This window comes from Citrobacter sp. Cf118 (assembly GCF_030334095.1).
In the GTDB taxonomy this organism is placed as follows: Bacteria; Pseudomonadota; Gammaproteobacteria; order Enterobacterales; family Enterobacteriaceae; genus Citrobacter; species Citrobacter freundii.
On the sequence record NZ_JAOWES010000086.1, the window covers coordinates 1 to 23,378 of the forward strand.

At 48.8% G+C, this 23,378-nt stretch carries 13 protein-coding genes; 7 read left to right on the top strand and 6 right to left on the bottom strand.

Annotated features, from left to right (window positions below; translation table 11 throughout):
• Positions 1-59 precede the first annotated feature (59 nt).
• From OGX67_RS14155 to OGX67_RS14175, 5 genes are all read left to right on the top strand, one after another.
• Entirely contained in the window at positions 60-1,520 is a 1,461-nt protein-coding gene (locus tag OGX67_RS14155; protein ID WP_286526673.1) for an HsdM family class I SAM-dependent methyltransferase, read from the top strand.
• Positions 1,520-3,022 carry a restriction endonuclease subunit S gene (locus OGX67_RS14160; RefSeq protein ID WP_262817496.1) on the top strand — a complete coding sequence of 501 codons (1,503 nt, stop codon included), beginning with the start codon at positions 1,520-1,522 and terminating at the stop codon, positions 3,020-3,022. Before OGX67_RS14155 ends, OGX67_RS14160 begins: the two co-directional genes overlap by 1 nt.
• Before the next feature lie 2 nt (positions 3,023-3,024).
• Positions 3,025-4,770 (top strand): AAA family ATPase, encoded by a 1,746-nt coding sequence (locus OGX67_RS14165; protein WP_262817497.1) that lies wholly within the window; start codon positions 3,025-3,027, stop codon positions 4,768-4,770.
• The gene (locus tag OGX67_RS14170) at positions 4,767-5,573 is read left to right on the top strand and encodes an HNH endonuclease family protein (RefSeq protein WP_262817498.1); all 807 of its coding nucleotides are present in this window, start codon (positions 4,767-4,769) and stop codon (positions 5,571-5,573) included. Before OGX67_RS14165 ends, OGX67_RS14170 begins: the two co-directional genes overlap by 4 nt.
• Before the next feature lie 66 nt (positions 5,574-5,639).
• On the top strand, positions 5,640-5,810 hold the full coding sequence (locus OGX67_RS14175; protein WP_168733709.1) for a hypothetical protein: 171 nt from the start codon (positions 5,640-5,642) through the stop codon (positions 5,808-5,810).
• Here the strand turns inward: OGX67_RS14175 and OGX67_RS14180 are convergent.
• From OGX67_RS14180 to OGX67_RS14190, 3 genes are all read right to left on the bottom strand, one after another.
• Positions 5,807-6,424 carry a Fic/DOC family protein gene (locus OGX67_RS14180; RefSeq protein ID WP_136374375.1) on the bottom strand — a complete coding sequence of 206 codons (618 nt, stop codon included), beginning with the start codon at positions 6,422-6,424 and terminating at the stop codon, positions 5,807-5,809. The two genes, OGX67_RS14175 and OGX67_RS14180, sit on opposite strands and share 4 nt — an antisense overlap.
• Before the next feature lie 424 nt (positions 6,425-6,848).
• A complete protein-coding gene (locus tag OGX67_RS14185) occupies positions 6,849-7,361 on the bottom strand; it encodes a YqeJ family protein (protein ID WP_071696828.1) in 513 nt (170 codons plus the stop codon).
• Positions 7,361-8,155 (bottom strand): winged helix-turn-helix domain-containing protein, encoded by a 795-nt coding sequence (locus tag OGX67_RS14190; protein ID WP_071696829.1) that lies wholly within the window; start codon positions 8,153-8,155, stop codon positions 7,361-7,363. Before OGX67_RS14190 ends, OGX67_RS14185 begins: the two co-directional genes overlap by 1 nt.
• A gap of 455 nt (positions 8,156-8,610) precedes the next feature.
• Here OGX67_RS14190 and OGX67_RS14195 point away from each other — a divergent pair, with 455 nt between their 5' ends.
• A complete protein-coding gene (locus OGX67_RS14195; protein ID WP_071687043.1) occupies positions 8,611-9,216 on the top strand; it encodes a helix-turn-helix domain-containing protein in 606 nt (201 codons plus the stop codon).
• Between the two features lie 42 nt (positions 9,217-9,258).
• Here OGX67_RS14195 and OGX67_RS14200 read toward each other — a convergent pair whose 3' ends face one another.
• From OGX67_RS14200 to OGX67_RS14210, 3 genes are all read right to left on the bottom strand, one after another.
• A complete protein-coding gene (locus OGX67_RS14200) occupies positions 9,259-10,632 on the bottom strand; it encodes an HlyD family type I secretion periplasmic adaptor subunit (protein WP_373371754.1) in 1,374 nt (457 codons plus the stop codon).
• The gene (locus tag OGX67_RS14205; RefSeq protein ID WP_257651614.1) at positions 10,619-12,811 is read right to left on the bottom strand and encodes a type I secretion system permease/ATPase; all 2,193 of its coding nucleotides are present in this window, start codon (positions 12,809-12,811) and stop codon (positions 10,619-10,621) included. Before OGX67_RS14205 ends, OGX67_RS14200 begins: the two co-directional genes overlap by 14 nt.
• An 89-nt stretch (positions 12,812-12,900) precedes the next feature.
• The gene (locus tag OGX67_RS14210) at positions 12,901-14,244 is read right to left on the bottom strand and encodes a TolC family outer membrane protein (RefSeq protein ID WP_071696831.1); all 1,344 of its coding nucleotides are present in this window, start codon (positions 14,242-14,244) and stop codon (positions 12,901-12,903) included.
• A gap of 332 nt (positions 14,245-14,576) precedes the next feature.
• On the opposite strand from OGX67_RS14210, the gene OGX67_RS14215 reads away from it, so the two are divergent.
• On the top strand, positions 14,577-23,351 hold the full coding sequence (locus OGX67_RS14215; protein WP_286526682.1) for a retention module-containing protein: 8,775 nt from the start codon (positions 14,577-14,579) through the stop codon (positions 23,349-23,351).
• Positions 23,352-23,378 lie beyond the last annotated feature (27 nt).

Below are 23,378 nucleotides of genomic sequence, written 5' to 3' on the forward strand. Positions count from 1 at the left end.
ACTCATGATGAACCCTGTTCCATGGCTCCAGATGACAAACATGATCTCATATCAGGGACTTGTTCGCACCTTCCCTAAGTTATTTGCTTTTTCTGAAGATTGCTCAAGAGAATGGTTCAGAAAAACTGATACCTCAAGGCTACCGTTGGGCTGATCTTGAATCCCATCCAGAAGCAGGATTATTAGGGTTTTATCAAGAGATGCTCACCCACTTGGGTGCGCATGTTAAAAATGAAGTCATAAGAGAGATTTACGCATTCCCTACAACTGTTTTCTCCCATTCTGAAAATTTAAAAGCTGTTGTAGATGGTATTTCGAAAATAGAGTGGCACCAAGTAGGAAAAGATGGATTTGGCGACCTCTATAGTGGCTTAATTGATAAAAGTGCTCAGGATACTCGTTCTGGAGCAGGGCAGTATTTCACTCCACGTTCTTTAGTCAATACTATAGTGAGATTAATACAGCCAGAGTGTGGCGAATTAATTCAAGATCCAGCGACTGGAAGTGGCGGCTTCTTAATTTCTGCTGACAGCTATATTCGGAATAAATATTCACGAGAAAAATACAAATCTAACCCTCCTAAATATCAAGGGGTGGAAATAGAGAAAAATACTCGTCGAATTTGCTTAATGAATGCCTTTTTACATAATTTAGACGCAAATATTATTTATGGCGATGCACTGACTGATGACGTAGCCGAGTTGGACAAAGCCGATGTAATCGTAGCCAACCCTCCCTTTGGCAATAAGGCCGGGGGACAACGTCCTTTGCGCAACGATATTCCATTCCCCAATACAAATAAGCAACTCGCTTTTTTGCAGCATATTTATTTGGGGCTTAGAGCTGGCGGTCGGGCTGCTGTCGTGTTGCCAGATAACGTATTGTTTGAATCCGGTGTCGGTACTGATGTACGCCGCGACTTAATGAATAAGTGCAATTTGCATACTATTTTGCGCTTGCCTACCGGTATCTTTTACGCTCCAGGCGTTAAAACTAATGTCTTGTTCTTTACCAAAGGCTCCGCCAAAGACAAATCTCAGCAAGAGAACTGTACTAAAAACATCTGGGTATACGACCTACGTACCAATATGCCCAGCTTTGGTAAACGCACACCCTTTGGTAATGCCGACATTGGCTTTGCACCAGAAGGCTTTGGCACAGACCCACACCTCGGTGCATTTGAGAGAGTGTTTGGCGACAGTCCCGATGGAACCAGCAAGCGTACAGAAGGTGAATATAGCTTTGGCGCGCAAGATATTGAAGTAGATAAAGAGGCCATAGAAGAAAATAAGGATATTGATGAACAGCTCGCTCATTCTCGCTGGCGCTGCTTTAGTCGAGAGTGGATCGCCAGCACCAAGGGCGACTCTCTGGATATCTCCTGGCTAAAAGATAAAGATAGTGTAGATACCGCTGGTTTGCCGGAGCCGGACGTACTGGCGAGCGAGGCAAGAGAGGAATTAGAGGCTGCATTGAACGAGCTGGACAGGCTGTTGACGGCATTAGAAGAGGCGAATTAATGAACAAAGTTAATTTACCAGAGGGATGGTGCCTTACAACTCTAGGAAACGTAGTTGAATTAAAATACGGCAAGTCTTTACCTGCCTCAAAAAGAGACAATGGGAAATTTTCAGTTTTTGGTTCAAACGGCATCGTTGGAAGCCATTCCGAACCATTAGTAAAAACAGAAGGTATTATCGTGGGCCGAAAAGGCTCATATGGGGAAGTGCATCTATCAAACTCTCCATTTTTCCCAATCGATACAACTTATTATGTGGATAATCTATTTAACCAACCATTAAAATATTGGTTTTATCAGCTTAAGGCGTTACCTCTAACAGAGTTGAATAGATCTACAGCAATACCCGGTTTAAACAGGGAAGATGCATATAGTCAATATATAGCACTTCCTCCGCTAGCCGAACAAAAAATGATTGCTGATAAACTTGACGCTCTGCTGGCGCAGGTGCAAGCTACCAAATCCCGCCTCGAACGCATACCCAAAATTCTAAAAACTTTCCGCCAATCAGTGCTAGCCGCGGCTGTAAGCGGCAAGCTAACAGAGGAGTGGCGAGTCACCAACGCTAAAGTGTTTGGTGAGATTAAACCTCTGGCATTTGCAGGGAAAGTAATTGCGGGACAATCACCTAGCAAATCAGAAGTTAATTCTGAAGGTAAAGGTGAGCCATATGTAACTGGCCCAGAACAGTGGGATGGTAGACAAATATTGCATCACAAATGGACTGAGTATCCGAAGCGAATGGCTCCAGAAAGGTCAATATTTGTGACCGTTAAAGGTGCCGGAGTTGGCACTACATTTCCTGGTTGCTATGCTGCAATTGGGCGAGATGTATATGCATTCGTACCTAATGAAAATATGAACTACACCTATATTCTTTTTGCCATTCAGGCATCAGCAAAAGATGTTGTTTTAAAAGCAAAAGGGCTGATTCCTGGCTTAACTAAAAGCGATATAGTTGACCACGAAGTGTATTTGCCTTCAATCAATGAACAAACTGAAATCGTCCATCGTGTTGAAGAACTCTTCGCCTTTTCCGATTCCATCGAGCAAAAAACTAATTCTGCATTGGCACGGGTGAATAATCTCACTCAATCAGTTTTAGCCAAAGCTTTTCGTGGTGAGCTTACTACTGATTGGCGAGCAATTCACCCAGATTTAATCAGTAGTGAAAATAGCGCTGAAGCTTTACTTAAAAAAATAAAAATTGAACGAGAGACAATAAAAAAACAGCCCCGTTCTTCTATAGTCAAGAAAAAAAAGGAGAGTTCTACTATTATGGCGAATAAACTTATTAGTGTGCTTGAAGAAACCAGAGATTGGATAGCTGCACAAGAAGCTTTTCGTCTGTGTGGAGTGGCAGATGGAACACCGACTGAGCGAATAGAAGAACTATACTCTGAATTGCGTGATTTAGACAAAGCTGGTCGCTTGAAAATTGATCCCGTGACTGATGAGCAAGGTCGGAAGCTTTATGACCGCTTGAAATTGGTAGGAGTCTAAATATGCGTCTGGACAAGCTAACAATTGGAAGTCTTAAAGATAGCCCATCGCATCAGTTTAAAAATCTGAAGAATGTTACTATCGATTTTGCTCAAGGACGTTGGGTGACAGTAGTAATTGGTTGGAATGGCACTGGCAAGTCTAATGTTCTAGAGGCTTTGGCTATTATATTTCGTGACTTAATTGCTAAGAAACGCACTCCAGAATTTGCCTTTCAACTTTCCTACTGCATGGGAGCGGGTAATGACAAGCAAAGAATACGCATTGATGCCGACCCTGACCGTAAGAAAGACGCATTTTTAATTTACGTTACTAACCTAAAAGAAAATAAATCAAATAATAATATCCTTGACGCTCAAGATCTTGACGTTGATTATACAACACTATCTGAAAAACCGATAAAACTGACTGCGTTCCTTAACTCTGATACACAGTATCTGCCTCATTATGTATTCAGCTATTACTCTGGCGAAAGCTCACGAATGCATGAAGTATTTCGTCCTTATCTAGAAAGTTATGATAGTAAACTGCGTAACGGTGTAGACCCTGGGCTAAAGCGCCTATTCTATGCGATGCCAGTACATAGCCAGTTTGTCTTACTAGCCTTTATGATCCAACAATCAGACGATGTACGGGAATTACTTGAAAAAGACATGGGCATTGATCCAGATGAGGGTATTGAATCAGTTCTCTTTGTTCTAAAGCAGCCAGGATGGAGTAAAAGAAGAGGAAAAAAAAATAACTCGGACGGAGATGATAGATTTTGGGGTTCAAAAGGTGTCGTTCAAACCTTTTTAGATCGTCTGCAAAATATAGCTATGGCACCGATTAAAGTAAAACGAGACAAGCAAATTACTCTTTGGAATAAGGAATCTACTGAGTTTCAATATCTTTTTATTAAGGATATACATGCTCTCCGAAGTCTTGTTGATAATCAGTCCCCTGCACAATTTTTCCGTGATTTAGAAAGTACTTATGTTTCTGAGTTAATTGAAGAAGTTCGTATTCGTGTACGCTTAAAGAAAAATGATGGAAGTGTAACTTTTCGTGAGCTAAGTGAAGGAGAGCAACAGTTACTCACCGTATTAGGTTTGCTACGTTTCACTGCCGAAGAAGAAAGTCTTTTTTTGCTTGATGAGCCAGATACACATCTAAATCCTCGTTGGAGTGTGGATTATATCTCTTATCTAAAGAGATTTATCATAGATGGTGCTCAACAAACAGAAACCAGTCATATCCTAATGACAACGCATAATCCACTTGCCATTGCCGAATTAGAGCGCGAACAGGTACAGATTTTATGTATGTCAAAACAAGAGGAGCGTCGTCAAATTGTCGCATGCTATCCAGAAATAGCACCTCGAGGAATGGGATATGCTGCGATCGTAACGAGCGACATGTTTGGTATCGCTTCTACATTAGATCAGCCAACCCAGCTTCTACTCGAAGAGCAGAGAGCTTTTGCTGCCAAAGAAACGTTAACTTTAGATGAGCAACACGATTTAGATTCAATTAATGCCAAGCTTGACAGGCTTGGATTTAGATTTTTCCATCCAGATGATGAATATTCACGTTATCTACGCTTAAGAAATTCAATTTTGGTTGAACGATTTAATACTGAACTACCTCAAGAATTAGCAAAGCAAGTGGTTGAAATGCCTCGTGCAGAGCGTGAGGAATTAGCTAAATACTTAATTGCAGAGCTCCTATCGAAACATCCAAATAAGGATGAAGGAGAAAACTCTTGAGATATGTAAGTCGGCTAAAATTATCTATGCCTACAGGTTGGTTACAGCGAGCTCAAAGAGCTACACAAGCGGTTGCCTCTGGGGCAGCCCCTAATGATTACGACCATATTTGGCGTGAATTAAAAGATGGATTAGCAGAATTACTGCACGACAAGTGTTGGTACTGTGAGTCTCCCATAACCCGTTCTGATAATGCGGTAGATCATTTTCGTCCTAAAAATTGTGTTAGTGATGCAATAAATCAACATGATGGCTATAAATGGTTAGCTTTCGATCGATTTAATTTTCGCTATGCTTGTACTTACTGTAATAGCAGGCGCTTAGGTGTTAATACAGCAGGAGGAAAAGCAGATCGTTTTCCTCTAATCGATGAAACTTCACGTGTATATAGCGAAGGTCCCATAGATCAAGAATATCCAATGCTCTTAGATCCTTGTGAACTTACAGATTGGAAATTACTGGGTTGTCATCAGGAAAATGGGCAGCCTTGTGCAACTAGTACAGATACTATATCCAAACAGCGTGCAGAAGTTTCTATAGAAGTTTACCATTTGAACTATGAGCCTACTTGTAAGCATAGACATACTGTTGCAGTTCAACTTATGGCTGATCTTGATGAAGCTAAACGCCTTTTTGAGCTGTCTACCCATGATCATAGTAGACGAAGTGATTTCATAAGAGTAGCTGAACGTTTACGACGAGCAATAGACCGAGACGCACCTTTTAGTGGTGATATGCATTTTCTCATGCGTGGGCAACGCAGTGCTGCGCACTCATGGATACAAGATCTATTAGAGGCATAATCTGATAATTTTGGTATAATGTTTGAGTGATGTTTTCAGCCCAGATTCCGTTTTTCAGGAGTAATTATGAGCAACAACAAAAAAACGCAGGCAGCCTACGCTAAGCCATCTCGTGCTGACATTGTTCGCTCAGTAGCAACATCTACGGCTGTTGAAACAGGGCAGTCCTCCGCGAAGATCGAAGCTTCACTTGAAGCCACGCGCAAAAAATTTGCTCATTTGCGTCTTGCGGTTTAATCCCTTCTTAATGCTTCTCGCACCCAGTGTTTCATCGGCTCATAGTCCATTGATACGCCAGCATGGATAGCCGAGATATACTGGGTTTTGTTTTGCTCCCAGCTTTGATAATCCAGCGGTTTGTACCCACCCTGAACGGCCATTACGTCGGCTAGCAGTCGCGACAGGCGTCCGTTTCCCTCTCTGAATGGATGGATAAGTATCAGCTCGACATGGGTGATGGCGATAGCGGTGATGAGTTGTTCTTCGTCCATGTCGCTACACGGTGTGTATTGAGCTAGATACTTAGTGTCGAATTCGTTCAGCAGTTTTGGCAACTGTGCCGAGGGGGCAAACATAAAGCCGCCTTTGCTGATATTCACAGCTCTTTCTTGTCCAGCCCACTCGTAGATGTTACCTAACCAGCGGCGATGCCAGCTTTTTAGCATGGCTACGCTGAGATGTCCTTCCGGGAACTGTTCTTCAAAAACAGACTGGTAGAGTTGTTCTAACAGGACAAGTTCCGCTTCATCCATCTCATTGGAAGCAGCGATACCCAGTTTATTAGCCAAAACCTGCTCGTCAGAGTCTTTCTCATACTGACCTTCGCTACTGGATACATGGTATCGGCTCATGGGGCTGCCCTGTGTTAATGGAGGGATGGAAAAACAAAGGGATTATAGCGCTGGATGAGTACAGCAAACAATATTCTTAAAATCAGATAGTTACAAAAGTGTAGGTTGAAATGTAGTTTTTATTCTCTGGTGGAAAATAATCTTTAATAATCAGCATTGACACACCAATGCATCATTGGCGTGTGGTTCGTGAAGTCCGTATCAAGTGACTCTTTCATATCGCTTTTGCTCTTTTTTTAATCTTTTTGGGTGCCTGGGCAGTCTCACGTGAGCCCCTGGAAACTCACATAAACCCACAAATTTGTCATTCGAAAGCCGCCTGAAGGGCAGTAACGACGAGCGTTGGCTCGGCCTGAATGGTCTATCTTATCACCGACAACGGCTGAGATTCATCCGTAGGTTTTACCGCCAGAACGCTTATTGATTATTCATTTTCCGGCAAAGCATAATTCTGGCAATACAGATAGGGGATCCCCTCTTTGGTAATCAGGTATGTCTCGCTATTCAGCGCAAAAAAATCGACGTTGGATACGCTGGTGTTGGTCAGGAAAAAGTCGGGGAGGAGTTCCTGAATAAGGCTGGCGGGAGCCGTTTCGCGATTGGAAATTTGGATTTTCTGTGAAATCCAAACCGGGCTTGAGCCGTAGCTGGATTGTGTAAAAAGTACCATGCGTTGCACGGTCTGCTCATTATTTTCGGCATCTTTGATAATACCATCAATATTAACAATACCTTTACTGCCCCCGGTTTTGATATCAATAATCCCTCGGAACGAGCTTGTATTGCGTACAATTTCGATGGCAGAGCGGCAGGTAAGATCTTGTAACTCACCATTGTTCTTACTGTACCGATAGACGACAGTAAGAATTAGCGTAGCAAAACAAAGTAGCAGGATAATACCTGTCTGGATGCGGGAGGTTCGGGGATATAAATTCATTAGCTATCATACCGCGGGTAATATACCGGCTGACAGGCGTTTTCCTGCCTGGCTTTTATCGGCGAGCGACACACCAGCGCGGACAGTTTCTTAGACTCAGGATAGGTTGTGATATAAATAAATTTATGGATCTGACACAATCCTGGGTTTTTGTCGATAAACGCGGTATGCCGGGAAAAGTTACTGGCATCGCTATTGAAATAATACTGACAGTCTGTTGGTGTTTTGCTCGCGGCGATATAGCCGGAGAAATAATCATCACTGGCTTGCCACGGATATAATATAAGCACACAAATTATCAGGGTAAGTGCCAACATAATCGTTTCTGCTGTCGTTATCAAAGGTTGACGCGGCGTGTCAGACAAAAGTTCCTCAATGGTGGCATCTGGCGCTAATGGCGCTAAGGATTCTTCAACAGAAGCAGAGTTATTCTCCGGTGTATCAATGACCTGAATATCAAACTCTTCCTGAATGATCAGCCCTTTGCGGGGAATCGTTGTGATCAGCTGTTGTTCAAGCTCCAGCTGCAGCAAGCTTTTACGCAACGAGAGAATACTTTGATAAAAGGCGTTGAAACTTACCTGGCGGTGATTTTTACCCCAACCGAATTCCAGCAATTCGTTTTGAGAAACCACTTGCCCGCGATGTTGAATAAGTAATAAAAGACATAACGACGCTGAGTGTTTGAGTTTTATCCGCTGATTGGGGTGATCTACCCGCGCCAGACATTGTGCGGCTGGCGTAAATATTATTCTATTTTCAATCAGATAACTGACATTGCCAGTCTCAGACATATTGTCTCTACTCTTGATGATGCGTCAGATGGTTGATTAGTCATGATACCACTGAGCCTATAAAGACCACCAGCATGGACCTAATCCCACAGCGAGAACCGAGAAGTGTTGCAATTTAGTATCATGATATAACAAGAATGATAATTTTTTAATGAAAATAAAATCCATTGAAATCAATTAATTGTATCTTTTTTGCTACTATGCCAAGAACAGAAAGATGAAAAAATGTCGACAAAGATGATTGCCATTAATTCTTTATGGACAGCGCCATATACTGCCTGACACCACCACGCGAAAACAACATGAACCTTAACGCGTCAACGGCACCAGGGAATGCCGGTGGTAGATGTAGATAGGGATAAATGTCAGCTTTTTTGCGGGCTGACATTTATTTTTAGTGCTGAGTAAATTTAACCATCTTTTTGACAAAGCCATAATTTGCGGTAGAGAGTCCCATGTTCCAGAAAGAAATTGAAAATGCTGTAGTGCTCGTTGGCGATGAAATGAAGAAGTCGGATAATGCCTGGCTGTCGTTACGTAAAAAACGTCAGCGTATTGATTTGAAGACCGATGGACATATCTTGTTTCTGGAGAAAGGGACTGTCTCTGTTTATCGTGTGGAAAACGATTTAGTCACGGTGAGTATTTCTGCACCTGCCATTCTCGGCCTGCCACAAATGCGTACGGAAGTGGCCGGTCACTATTTACGTTGTGATACCGATTGCGAAATGTGGGCGATGAGCGTACAAAATGCCGATCTCCTGTTTACAGCTAAAAACTTATGGAAGCAGGCGTTTGATATCTTAACGCATCATCTTCAACGTTATTTCCAACGTGAGGCGTTGCAGTCGCACCGCACTATACGTGAGCAGATTATTGAACACGTAAAATATATCTGGGCGATGGAGCCTGGGGTGCGTGAGAAAACGTCCGTGTATACTTTTATTTTGACCCGTAACCATATCTCTCGTAGCGCCATCCATAAGGTGTTACAGGAACTGGTTAATGACGGGAAAATCATCCTGAATCGTGGAAAGCTCTCTTTTTGCACGCCGTTATAAACCCATGCGCTCCCCGGCAATAATGAAAGGGAGCGCAATCGCTCAACGTTCTCTGAGTGCTTCCGCACGTGCGCGAATAATCGGTTTTAACAGGTAGCTCAGAATCGTTTTCTTACCAGTGAGAATATCGACGCTCGCCACCATCCCGGGAATGATCAACATTGGATGCTCTTTTGTACCCAGGTAATTTTTATCCGTCTGCAAACGCACAATATAAAAGCTTCGCCCCTGTTTATCGGTAACGGTGTCCGGGCTTATTTGCACCACTTCTCCTTGCAGACCGCCATAGATGGTGTAATCGTAAGCGGTAAATTTCACCATCGCATGCTGACCCGGGTGGAGGAAGGCGATATCGCGCGGCTGTATTTTGGCCTCGATTAACAGCTGGTCATCCAGCGGAACGATTTCCACCAGGTCGCTGCCCGGCTGAATGACGCCGCCGATAGTATTCACCATCACCTGCTGAACGATACCCCGCACTGGTGAGGTGACCATGGTACGGTTCACCCGATCCTCCAGTGCTTTAACGCTGGCCTGCGTTTTGCTCAGATTCGTACGCGCCTCATTGAGTTGGGCCAGTGCATCACTCTGGAAACGGCCACGGCTTTCACCGATTTTATTCTCAATCTCTTTAATTTCTGACGTGGCCTTGGGTAGCGACAGGCTAATAGAATTGAGCTGCCCGGCGGTTTCCACTTCGGTACGACGCAGGCGCAGCAGCTCGACTTTTGAAATGGCGCCCGAGGCGAGCAGCGGCTCGGACATTTTGATTTCCTGACGCAGTAACCCGAGACTGTGCTTAAACTGTTCCTCCTTCGATTCAAAATCGCGCAGTTCCTGTTTTTTCTGCACCAGTTGTTCTTCAAGCCCGGAAATTTCGTTGTGAAATTGCTTCCGGCGGCTGTTGTACAGTTCGGTTTCTCCTCTGGCGACATCCGGCGCCTGGCTGGCAATCTCTGGTGAAATAACAAAGTCCCGGTTTTCGACTTCAGCCGTCAGACGTTCTACCTTGGCGCGCAGACCGAGTTTGTCGGCTTCCGTTTCGCCGACATTGGAGGCGAAACGCGTGTCGTCGAGGTGCAGTAACGGCGTTCCGGCGTTAACAATTTGCCCCTCGTGCACATACAGCTCGGTGACAATTCCCCCTTCCAGGTTCTGGATTTTTTGCAGTTTGGATGAAGGGATTGCTTTGCCTTCGCCGCGGGTGACTTCATCAATTTTCGCAAAGCCGGCCCACACGAAAGACAGTACGACCAGGGCGAGGATCGTCCACAGCGTCAGTCGAATCACTCTTGGGGAGTCATCAATAATGGCCTGGCTGACCTCATTAATACTGTCGGTTTGATTTTCGTCACGACCACGAAAATAGTGCTGCATATAGCGGCGAGCGTGAGCCAGGAAATCAGCGAGATGCATTAATCTGCCCCTTTTTCAACGCATCCATCACCACAGCTTTCGGGCCATCCGCGATGATGCGTCCTTTATCAACAATAATCAGGCGGTCAACCAGCGACAGCATCGACGCGCGGTGGGTGACCAGCAATAACGTTTTTCCCGCGATGAAGGGAGCCAGCGCGTGTTTGATCTTCTCTTCGCTGGTGTTGTCCATCGAACTGGTGGGTTCATCCAGTAGCAGGAGAGGGGGATCTAGCAACAGCGCACGCGCGAGTGCCACAGCCTGCCGTTGCCCGCCGGAAAGCTGAGATCCGCGTTCGCCGACCTGCAGGTTATAGCCGTCGGGATGCAGGCGTGCGAAATCGTTGACGCCCGCCAGCCCCGCTGCCCGCAGCATGGTTTCGTCATCGATATAACGCGCCCCGCACAGCAGGTTATCGCGCAGTGTGCCATTGAATAGCTGGATATCCTGCGGCACGTAACCGATGCTGTGGCGCAGATCGTTCACATCCAGCTGACGAGAGTCGATACCATCGATCAGCAGGTTCCCGGCGCTCGGCTGGTATAAATTGACGATAAGTTTACTCAGTGAACTTTTACCGGAACCGCTGCGTCCGATAATGCCGATGCGCTCGCCAGGCTGAATGGTCAGGTTAATTTTGTGCAGAGACAGGTTTTGTTGCTCCGGATAGCTGAAATCCACATCGCGAAATTCAATGCTGCCCTGTAACTGTTCACGCTTGAGTGGGTTTTCATCCGCACGGCGCTCCTGCGCCAGCGACATCATTTTCTCAGTATTTTTGATGGTCAGCTTCGCCTGCTGATAGCGGGCGATAAGGCCGGTAAGCTGGCCCAGTGGCATGAGTGCCCGACCGTTGAGCATGTAACAGGCGATCAAGCCACCCATACTCAGTTTGCCGTCGATAATCATGTACACCCCGACGATGATCATCACCACGCCTGAAATTTGCTGGAACCAGCCGGTGAGGTTGCTGGCAAGGCTGGATAAGGTTTTCACCCGTAGTTCGAGGCGGCTCAGGCTACCCAGCGTTTGTTCCCACTGGAACTGGCGTTCGCTCTGGGCATTATTTACTTTGATGGCATCCAGACTGCTCAGGGTTTCAATCAGTAGCGCCTGGCGTTCGCTGGCGAGGCTCATGGTTTTTGCTACCGCGGCGTTGACCGGCTTTTGTAGTGCCCAACTGCACAGCAGGGCAATCGGTAGCGTCAGCACGGGGATCCAGGCCAGCGATCCGCCGATAATGCCGATGACGATCAACAGCAGCAGGGTGAAGGGCAGATCGATAATTGTCGTCAGAGTGAGTGATGAGAGGAAATCACGCAGTGACTGAAACTCGTGAATGTTTTGTGCAAAGCTGCCCACGCGTGCCGGGCGCTCTTTCATCTCCATACCGATAATGCGCTCAAACAGGGTCGAGGAGATGATGAGATCGCTTTTCTTACCTGCAATATCAAGGCAGATACCGCGCAGCATTTTTAAAATCAGATCAAAGATAAAGGCCAGGCAGATGCCGACCGCCAACACCCACAGTGTGGCCGTGGCCTGGTTTGGCACCACGCGGTCATAGACGTTCATGGTGAAAAGCGGTGTGCCAAGCGCAATCAGGTTGATCAGCAGGCTGGCCAACACCGCATCCATATACAGAAAACGCGACAGCTTCAGCGTGTCTTTAAACCAGGATTTGGTACGCGGCAGAAAGGCCTCTGCCTGCAAATCGAATTCGTGGCGCGGATGCGCAAAAATGACTTTGCCCGCATAGTTCTGCCTGAGCGTGGGTAAATCAACGCAGATTTCCCCGCCTTCGCTTTCGCTGGGCATAAAGCGGGCGCTGCCGTCATCGTTCCAGGCCAACAACACCCCGGTTCCCCCAGAGTTCAATAACAAGACCGCTGGCAGCGACATCGCTGGAATTTTATCGAGCGTGCGCGTGACGACTCGCGCCTTTAAACCGGCCCTTGCCGCAGCGCGTGGAAATATATTCAGCGTGAGCCGATCGTTTTCTAATGGCAGGCCACTGCTTAATGTTGAACGACTCGCCGGTTTGCCGTGCAGAGAACACAGAATCAGTAAGCTATCTAATAACGGGTCGTCATTATGGCTACGTGGGTCGTGATGTTGAGAATTAGGGCTAGCGTAATTCTCAGGGACGTCATTTAATAATTCGGCTTGTGCACTCATTTTCGCAACCATTCTGACCGTGCACGGTTAAATAATAGCAAGCTAATTATAAGCGTGCAGGTCAGAGATTTATTGGGGATTAATAATTATTAATGAAGTTCCGGTAAGTTATTTTCTTCTGCTGAATCTACCGGTTGCCCCGAAGGCGGAGGTGTGATTTTTAGAATATTCATTAATTCACCGGTGCGTTCGCTAATACGATAGCCACTGGTCATAGCCAGATAACGTAATTCAACAAGACGGCGTTTAGAGGAAAACACTTCATTTTCACTATCGAGTAAATCCAGCAGCGTACGCTCGCCAAGACTAAATTGATCCTGATAAGCCGTGCGCACTTTGACGCTGCGGTCGGCGTATTCTTCTGCCGAAGGAAGCTGAGCGCGTGCGTTTTGCAGTGCGGTCCAGGCCAGGCGCAGCTCCTGATTCAGCTGGCGCAGCGTGTTATTACGTACATCCTGAGCCTGCTTGTGCAGATAAGCACGGGAGTTCATGTTGGCTTTGTCGCTGCCGCCCTGGTACAGGTTGTAATGCAGTTTTACCATCGCTTCCCACTCTTCGGTGTGGGCTTGGGTGGTATCGGTGTTATTGCTGATTCCGCGGGAAAGTTCAACGTCCACTCGCGGATAGAAGGTCGATTTCGAGGCTTCATACTGCTGGTGCGCAGCTTCTATATCCGCATTGGCGGACTTCAGTAATGGACTGTTTTTTTCCATCCGGCTTTTGGCATCTTCCAGCGAGGTTGGCAACTGAGAGTCAATGCTCTCTGGCTGGCTTAAGTCCTGCGGATCCATGCCGGTCACGCTGACAAAGGTGGTTTTCGCATCTTCAAGGTTAGTCTGCTCGGTTAGCAGGTTGTTACGCGCCTGTGCCAGACGTGCTTCGGCCTGCATAAAGTCCCCGGAGCGCCCAACTCCCTGATCGGTACGCAGTTTTATCTGGTCGTAAATGCGTTCGTGGTTAGCCAGATCGTCTTCAGCAAGACGCACAAACTCTTCGCGTTGCAGCACGTCGAAATAGGCCTGAATCACCGCATAAGCGGTGCTTTCGCTGGTGTTCATCACACCGTAGGCGCGTGAGTCAACGGTTGCTTTTTGCCGCGCCACTTCGCTGTTGGTCGCAAAGCCGTTAAACACATTTTGCTCGAGGCTGATAGTCGCCTCGTTAGGTGACTGAGTCAGACCGTTATTGCGGCCTGTCGCACGGGTAGTTGCATCATCAACATTTTTGCGCCCGGCCTCTGCATTTAAATTCAGTGATGGTAAATAGCCACCTTGTGCCGCTCGCAGTTCTTGCTCTGAGGAATAACGGCTATTTATTGCAGCATTAACTTCAGGATGATTCGCTAATGCATCTTTAACGGTATTTTGTAAGTCTTCTGCGTTAACTGCATTTATTGAAAAACATGAAAGCAGAAAAACTAAAAACTTCTTCATGACATGAATGCCTTATATCTCACGGTTATGACATCCAGTTGTCGTCGCTATCATCCATTTTTACAAACACGTTATATTAATTAACAAATGTGAATTATCTTGATTGATGGCTGTAATCAGCTATTCAGCGACATGTTTTGTCACATCGTGTTTTATTTTTGGTTATTTTTTATTATATTCATTTGCCAGTCAAGTCTCATGTAATTGCATTCTATAAAATGTGTTTTTTTCTACATTGAGATATTAATGTTTACATTAATTGAATGTGATATTTGTTCGTTAATATATTAACGAGTTTATAAAAATAATGATGGTAATTAAGTGAGGTTACGGTGAGCAAATTACTCGGTGTGATCAAAGCAATCATTGGACAGGTTTACGTTGTTGATGCCAATGGCGCACAACGACAGGTTCATGAAGGCGACAGGGTATATAGCGGTGAGGAAATTGTAACCGGAGTCAGCGGCGCGGTAAGTATCTCTTTACCAGACGGAAAAACGCTTGATATAGGCCGCAATAGCCATTGGGGTGAGCACGGTCTACGGGCCAGTCATAATCCGGAAAGTAGCGCTCAGGATATTGCTGCTGCACAAAAGGCCATTGCCGATGGTGCTGACCCGACGCAGGTGCTGGAAGCCACCGCGGCGGGTAATGAAGCACCGGTAACACTAGAAGGTGGCGGCGGTGGTCATACTCTGGTTCAGCTTGAATTAACCGGACAGGTGGTTGATCCGACTGCAGGTTTTAACACCAAAGGTCTGGGAAGCCCGAACTGGGATATCAACTTGCCAATTGGGGGGATTGATGCCGGTTCCGCGAGTGTTTTCCCGCCTGAGGTGCAAATTACCGAGTTTGCCGGCAACGACGGTTTCATTAACAAAAATGAATTCCACCAGACCCATTTAAGCGGCACCAGTAATCAAAATCACATCACACTCACCTTCACCGATAGCCAAAAAAACACATTTACCGTTACTGTTCCGGTGAGCAACGGGCACTGGAATATTGAGACTGATCTGGGGGGACTGGTTCCGGGAAATGTAACAGTGGTGGCCATCGCGACCGATGTGACGGGACGAACGGCTGAAAGTGTTGACCATGCGCTGATTGATATTACCGGGCCAAATATCAGTATTAGCGTTGAAAACGTCACGCCGGATAACCTCATTAACTACGAAGAGTCACGTCAGCCGCAAACTCTGATCCACGGGATGGTCGGCGGCGATGCTAAACCCGGCGATATCGTCACTTTATTGGTTGATGGTAACGAATATACCAGCGTTGTCACCGATCCAGGTAATGGGACTCTGACTTATACCATTCCGGTACTGACCCAGGGATTACTGAATGACCCGAGCATTCACGCCACATTAACCTCTACTGACGACGCAGGAAACACCACCATTGTTTCCACGGATCATCATGTCGATAACGATCTGTATGCGCAAAATGCCGTGACCATTGAAATGGTGGCGAATGATGATGTCGTAAACGCTAATGAGTTTCGTATGCCGACCATTATTTCTGGCGTTGCCAGCGGTGATGCCAAAGCAGGTGATCCGGTTACGTTGACCATTCAGGGCAAAGCGTTTCACGGCACGGTTTTCGACGATCATGGCCAACTACGCTATGAAATCGTTGTGCCTTCCGCAACCCTCAAAGAAGGGGCAAACGATGTGCAGGTGACGCTGGTCAGCCATGACGCGGTAGGCAATGAAGCTACTGCAATTACGCACCGCACTGTGGTACTGGACACCCAGGCGCACAATGCCCAGACCATCGACAACGTTACCGACGATAACACCCTGAACCGTGTAGAGCTGTATATGCGTAACCAGGTGATTTCCGGCACGGTGAGCGGGGAAGACGCTAAAGCGGGCGACCCGGTGCTGGTGGAGATTAACGGCCATCAGTATCACGGTCAGGTAGTCGATCTCGGCAACAACACGCTGGGCTACAGTATTGCGGTGAATACTTCTGACTTTGCCGGTAACAGCCTTAATGTCGACGCCAGCGTGGACGTGAAGGTCACGGTCACCTCGCACGATGCGGCGGGCAACCTGGCGATTGCCACCGATACCCACAGCGTACACCTTGATAATCTCGCGACTAATCAGGTCAACATTGGCGCGGTAGCGACGGATGATGTGGTCAACGCCATTGAAAACCGTATGCCCACGCTGATTAGCGGCGTGGCGGGCGGTGATGCGAAAGCGGGCGATGCCGTTGTCATTAGCGTGCAGGGGCTTAAATTTGCCGGAACGGTGGTCGATGATAACGGCCAGATGCGTTACGAAGTGGCATTACCGAAAGGAACGCTGCTGGAAGGTAAAAACGATGTGGTGGTGACGCTGGTCAGCCACGATGCGGCAGGTAACGAAGTAACCGCGATCGCGCACCGGACCATCACGCTGGACACCCAGGCGCACAACTCTCTGACAATTAATGATGTAGACGGCGATAACACCCTGAATCGTAGTGAGCTGTACACACGTAATCAGGTGATTTCCGGCACGGTGAGCGGGGAAGACGCCAAAGCGGGCGACCCGGTGCTGGTGGAGATTAACGGTCACCAGTACCGCGGGGAGGTTATCGATTTAGGCAACAACGCGCTGGGCTACCGTATCACGGTAGACACTTCAGACTTTGCTAACAACAGCGTACCGATTGACGGTAATGTGGACGTGAAGGTCACGGTCACCTCGCACGATGCGGCGGGCAACCTGGCGATTGCCACCGATACCCACAGCGTGCATCTCGATAACTATGCTGAGAACAGCGTGCATATTGACGCTGTTGCTGGCGATAACGTTATCAATATCAACGAGTTTTCGGCAAACGGCGGTATTACGCAAATTACCGGTACCGTCAGTGGGGCGGATGCGAAAGCGGGGGATATCGTTACGCTGGAGCTGAAAGGCGGTACGGTGATTCAGGGCGTGGTTCTCGCGCTGGTCGGCGGCGGTCTGGGCTATAGTTTCCCGGTCAATACCCATATGCTGATGACTCACCCCGAGATGACCGTTTCGGTAACCTCCAGAGACGCGGCGGGGAACAGCATAACAAATCACGCTACCTTGACCGTGAGCAGCGATATGTACACCCAGTCGCATATCACCATTGATGGCGTAACGGCTGATAACGTTATCAATATTAAAGAATCTACCGATAACCACGGCAAGACGACCATCAGCGGCTCGGTCAGCGGCGATGCGAAGGCACACAATACTGTCGAGCTGGTGATTAATGGTCAGCACTATTCGGGGGAGGTGGTGACGCTGGCGAACGGCGGCCTCGGCTACAGTATTCCTGTTAACACCAGGGATCTGGTCAACGATCCGGTTATTCACGCGAGTATTCATACCCGGGATGACCATGGTAATGAAACCACCGCGACGGCAGATCGTCGCGTTGGCGTGGATCTGCATGCCGACTCCACCATCGGTATTGATACCGTTGCAGGGGATGACATTATCAGCAAGGTGGAATCCGACCAGCATATCGCCACTATCACCGGGCCGGTAGGCGGCGATGCGAAGCCCGGAGATGATGTCACTTTAACCTTCAACGGCAAAACCTATTCGGGTACGGTTATTGAACTTCCTGACCACTCGCTGGGCTACCGCATTGAGGTCAGCACCGACAAACTGCCTGATGGCAGCGATCAAAAAGTTCATGTCTCTATCTCAACCGTCGACGATCACGGCAACCCCTACACGGCAACGCATGACCAAATTGTGCATATCGATCTGCACGCTGAGGCGAGCATCACCGTTGATAAGGTGACGAGCGACAATGTGCTGAACCATTCTGAGCTGAATATGGCACAGCAAATCATCACCGGTACCGTCGGGGGGGATGCGAAAGTTGACGATGTGGTCACCCTGGAGATTAATGGGCGCATCTATACCGGCAAGGTCATTGCGCTTGGCAATAACCAACTGGGTTATCACATCCCGGTCGACTCTTCGGCATTCAGCAACAACCAGGGCAACCAGGATAAAAATGTGAACGTCAGGGCGACGGTCACCTCGCACGATGCGGTGGGTAATGAGGTCATCACCCCTATTGACCGTGACGTCCATATTGATAACCATGCCAGGGCTTCGATTACCCTCGATACCGTGGCGGGCGACAATATGATTAATGGCGCAGAATCCGTTAAGCCCACCACCGAAGTCATGGGGACGGTCTCTGGCGATGTGAAAGTGGGTGACAAAGTTGAAGTGACCGTCAACGGCACAACCTACGAGACCACCGTTCAGCGCTTACCTGAACATAACGGCGCGAAGGGCTATAAACTGGATGTCCCGACCAGCGACCTCGTCGCCGATCCGCATATTACCGCGCATATCACAGGTGTTGATACGGCTGACAATACTCAGGATGGGCAGGCGGATAAGGATTTGCAGGTTGATCTTAAGGCGGATGCAACCCTCACTATCGACCCGGTCACCAGTGACAATACGATCAACGGGGCGGAGTCTCTCCAGCAATTTACCCTGGTCACCGGCACAGTCGGCGGCGATGTGCATGTCAACGATACGGTGTATCTGACCGTTAATGGTCATGTGCTGACGGGGAAAGTGTTTGCTCAGGGCAATGGTGATTTAGTCTATAACATCAAGGTCAGCACTGCCGATCTGCTGGCCGACCCGCATTTAACGGCAACCGTCAGCACCACCGATGCAGCAGGCAATCCGGCCACGGCCAATGCCCAGGCTACGGTAAACATCGATACCCGGGTGGTTGCCGCGATTACGGTCGACGACGTTACGCTTGATAACACGCTTAACTATGCTGAGCAGCATCAGCCCCATACCCTCGTTAGCGGCACCGTGAGCGGAGAGGTTAAACCTGGCGACCCGCTGCTAATGAAGATCAACGGTCATATTTATCATGGCGTTGTTGACGATCTTGGCGGCAATAAGATGGGCTACCATATCTCGGTCGACACGACCGATCTGCTCGCCAGCCCGCATATTGAAGTCTCCATGGATGTCACCGACGGCGCGCAGAACCACGCGCAATTCGTTGCGCATCATAACGTCAGTCTGGACGATAGCGCCGCTGCGACGATTACCCTCGAACGCGTAACGGGCGATGATGTTTTGAACGGCGTTGAATTACAGGCGCCGAAAACAACCATCAGCGGCACGGTCGGCGGCGATGCCCGGATAAACGATGTGGTACATCTGAACATCGGTGGTCATTTGGTGGATGCTAAGGTGATCCCATTGCCGCATTTGGGGGGCGCGTTAGGCTATTCGATCGATGTTGATACCCAGTGGCTGCAAAACGATCCGCATATCACGGCGACAATTACCACGACAGATCCTCACGACAACACCGCGACGGCGGAGGCGAAGAGTACGCTAACGATTGACGATAGCGCCGTGGCGAGCGTCCATATTGATCCGCTGGTGACTGACGACCATGACGCGGTAATCAACGGCAAAGAGGCGCATAACCCGCTGACCACCGTCACCGGAAGCGTTGGCGGCGATGTGCAGGTTGGCGATCTGGTCACACTCACCATCAACAATCAAACCTACTACGCGCAGGTACGGGATGACCATGGTCAGCATGTGTTCAGCACCGAGGTCTCAACGCTGGATCTGCTCATGGACCCGAATATTCAGGCGAAGGTCTCGGCAACCGATGCGGCAGGCAACGTCGCGAATGGGCAAGATAGCCTGCCGGTGGTGATTGATACCGTTGCTGATGCGGGGATTACCATTGACACTGCTTCCAGCGGACTGGTGCCCGGCCAAACCGTTGCGAATGATTTACAGCCGGGTTGGCGGCCTGACTTTATCTCCGTCACCGGGCATGTCGATCCCGATGCGGTTTTTGGCGACACGGTGACCATTACGGTGGGGCATGGCGTCGTTATAACCACTCAGGTAACAAAATTACCTGACGGTAAACTGGGCTATCAGGCCAATATCAGCTCCGATAAATTCGATAACGATGGCAATATTGTGGTGTCTATCACCACTCATGATAATCATGGCAACACGGCGACGGCGGCAGAGCATAAATTTATTAATCTGCCCTGGATGCACCATATGGCCGTAATCGGCAATACGCCTTACGGATTCGGTACACCGCCGGTCGTCACCACCCCAACCACCGGTATGGGAACGACGCAACCACCGCAGCCTCATGTCCATCTCACTGTTGATAAGGTGGCGGGTGACGACATTCTTAATCAGCAGGAGGCGCAAAAAAATACCACGCCAATACGTGGCCTGGTTAGCGGGGATGCGCATGTTGGTGATGACGTCATCGTCACTATTAACAACATTCCATATCACGGCAAAGCGATTGCGATTGCGGGATTGCTGGGCTATCAGGTGAATGTCCCAACGGATGTGCTGACGGCGTATCCGACGTTTGATGTATCAATTACCGTACACAATTCAGCGGGTAGCGACACGGCGAAGGAAACGAAAACGATCGCCGTCGACACCGATAATCCTGTTCATATCACGATGGATAAGATCGCGGGTGATGACGTTATCAATGGTCAGGAAGCGAAAACCGGCGTAACGACGGTACGCGGTACGGTCAGCGGTGATGGGATCCACGACGGCAGCGTGGTGACTTTGCAGGTGAACGGCAATACGTTAACTGCCGTGGTGCATGCGGATCACGGTCAGTGGGTCTGGTCGCAGGATGTCAGTATCAACGACCTGCGTAGCAACCCGGACATTGTCGCGACGGTAGCCGCCAGCGATGTGGCTGGCAATCCAGGGACGGATTCGACAAACCGCCATGTCGATGTCGACCTCAAGGCCGATGCGAGTGTGTCGATTGATAAAATCACCGCCGATAACGTACTGAATGCTCAGGAAACATTGCAACCGACGATCGCGGTGAGCGGGACAGTTTCGGGTGATGTACACCCTGGCGAAAGCGTGACGCTGATGGTGAATGGTCAAACGTATACCGCGGTTATCGATGCGAACAATCACTACGTTGTTGATGTGAACACGGCGGATCTGCTGGCCGATCGTTCCATTGACGCCTCGGTAACCGGCCATGACGTTCACGGCAACGTGCAGGACGCTACCTTTACCCAAACATTTGCTGTGGATACCACGGCAACGGGAACCGTGACAATCAACACCGTGGGCGGTGACAACACGCTTAATGCTGATGAGGTCAAGGCCGGTAAGGTTGAGATTAGCGGTACCGTTTCGGGTGATGTTCACAAAGGCGATACGGTGCAGATCACCGTTAATGGCGTTACGGTCGACGCTACCGTCATAGAATTACCGCATATGAACGGCCAACTGGGCTATAAACAGTTTGTCAGCACCACCGATCTTCAGGCGGATCCCACGATTCATGTCAGCGTGACGGGGCATGATGCAGCGGGCAATAGCCAAACGGCGGTCAACGACAAAACTGTGACGATTGATACCCATGCGGATGCGATGCTCGTTCTGGATCCGGTGTCCGGGGACGATGTGTTGAACAATGATGAAGCCGGGAAAGCAACCACGACCATCACTGGCCACGTGACCGGCGACGTTGAGGTTGGCGATCAGGTTACCGTCACCGTGAACGGTAAAGAACTGGTGGCTAAAGTCAGGGCCAACGGCAGTGACAAGGTATTCAGTGTTGAAGCCAGTACGGTTGATTTGGTGCATGACCAGCACATTACCGCCCGCGTCGTGGCGCATGATGATGCCGGTAACCGCCAGCAGATTGATACTGACAAAACGATTACTGTCGATCGCCTGGCTTCTGGAACCGTGGGGATTGATGACGTCAGCGCTGACAACATTCTGAACCATCAGGAACTGTCGGGGCCGAACGTCACGATCACGGGTCTTGTGGGCGGCGATGCGCAGGTTAATGATCCGATCAACTTAACCATTGGCGGGCATACGTTTCATGGCAACGTGACTAAGCTGAACAACGGTGATCTGGGATATCAGATCGCTGTGGATTCAGCCACTCTGCGCGCCAACACGTCAATCAAGGTTGAGCTTACCGGGCATGATGCGCCTGGGAATTCATTCACGGCACAGTCCACGCATACTTACTCGGTTGATGAGCACGCCAACGGCGCGATTACCATCCATGACAGTATCGCAGGCGACAACACCGTGAACCTGCAAGAATCGCAGTCGGACACGTTGATCCGCTTTACGGTTTCAGGGGACGCACATCCGACGGACGTTGTCACGGTCAGCATCAATGGTCACGACGCGGTGGCCACACTGATCCCCGGCACCTCCAGGGATTATCAGATTGCGGTTCCGGGCACGTACCTGCATGAAGGCAACAATAACGTTGAGGTGAAAACGACGTTACACGATGACGCCGGAAATACGCTGGAGGTGACGAATCATAAAAATGTGGTGCTTGATACGCATACCGATGCCAGCATCGTGGTGGACAAGATAACCGGGGATAACCATATATCCGCGGCCGAATCGCAGTCCGGCATTATGCACATCACCGGCAGCGTGACAGGTGATGTGCACGCTGGCGATCATATCAACGCGCTGGTTAACGGCCATGATCACGATGTGGTGGTGTATCTCGACAATAACGAGCTGCGCTACGACATTGCTGCGAACGTTTCTGAATTTCATGGCGGTCATAACAGGGTCATGGTGAGCATTGAAGCGCATGATAATCACGGCAACGTGGCGCTATATGGGCAGCAGCTTGATGTCATGATGGACGATCCGCTTTCACACAAAGGGCACACGGCAGACAAGGGGCAACATGCTGCTTTTCAACAGGCACTGCACAACCTGTTTGATGACAGCACGTTGTCTCTGCCTTACGCGCCTGCGGCAACCGCGCACGGCCAGACGGCGGGCGCATTGAGTGCTGACGATAAAGCGCAGAGCATTCTCGCTAAGGTCGATCTCAGCGATCTGGCGCGAGAACTGCACGAAGGCGTCGATATTGCGAAGTACATTCAAAGCGGCGGCGATCACCAGTTTATCGCCAGCCCGGCGAAGGTCGCGCACGGGATGGCTCTTGCGCTTTCTACCCCGGTGAGCGGAGATTTGCATTCTCCGTCCTATTCGCTGGATCACCTGATAGCCAAACCTGAGCAAAATCACAATCACTAGCGTATGTTCACTGCCCTGTGTCAACAG

What these genes read in the sequence shown, in the direction of transcription:
- OGX67_RS14160 (WP_262817496.1), top strand. Translation starts at nt 1,520, where the DNA reads ATGAACAAAGTTAATTTACCAGAGGGATGGTGCCTTACAACTCTAGGA.
- OGX67_RS14165 (WP_262817497.1), top strand. Translation starts at nt 3,025, where the DNA reads ATGCGTCTGGACAAGCTAACAATTGGAAGTCTTAAAGATAGCCCATCG.
- OGX67_RS14175 (WP_168733709.1), top strand. Translation starts at nt 5,640, where the DNA reads ATGAGCAACAACAAAAAAACGCAGGCAGCCTACGCTAAGCCATCTCGT.
- OGX67_RS14180 (WP_136374375.1), bottom strand. Translation starts at nt 6,424, where the DNA reads ATGAGCCGATACCATGTATCCAGTAGCGAAGGTCAGTATGAGAAAGAC.
- OGX67_RS14185 (WP_071696828.1), bottom strand. Translation starts at nt 7,361, where the DNA reads ATGAATTTATATCCCCGAACCTCCCGCATCCAGACAGGTATTATCCTG.
- OGX67_RS14190 (WP_071696829.1), bottom strand. Translation starts at nt 8,155, where the DNA reads ATGTCTGAGACTGGCAATGTCAGTTATCTGATTGAAAATAGAATAATA.
- OGX67_RS14195 (WP_071687043.1), top strand. Translation starts at nt 8,611, where the DNA reads ATGTTCCAGAAAGAAATTGAAAATGCTGTAGTGCTCGTTGGCGATGAA.
- OGX67_RS14200 (WP_373371754.1), bottom strand. Translation starts at nt 10,632, where the DNA reads ATGCATCTCGCTGATTTCCTGGCTCACGCTCGCCGCTATATGCAGCAC.
- OGX67_RS14205 (WP_257651614.1), bottom strand. Translation starts at nt 12,811, where the DNA reads ATGAGTGCACAAGCCGAATTATTAAATGACGTCCCTGAGAATTACGCT.
- OGX67_RS14210 (WP_071696831.1), bottom strand. Translation starts at nt 14,244, where the DNA reads ATGAAGAAGTTTTTAGTTTTTCTGCTTTCATGTTTTTCAATAAATGCA.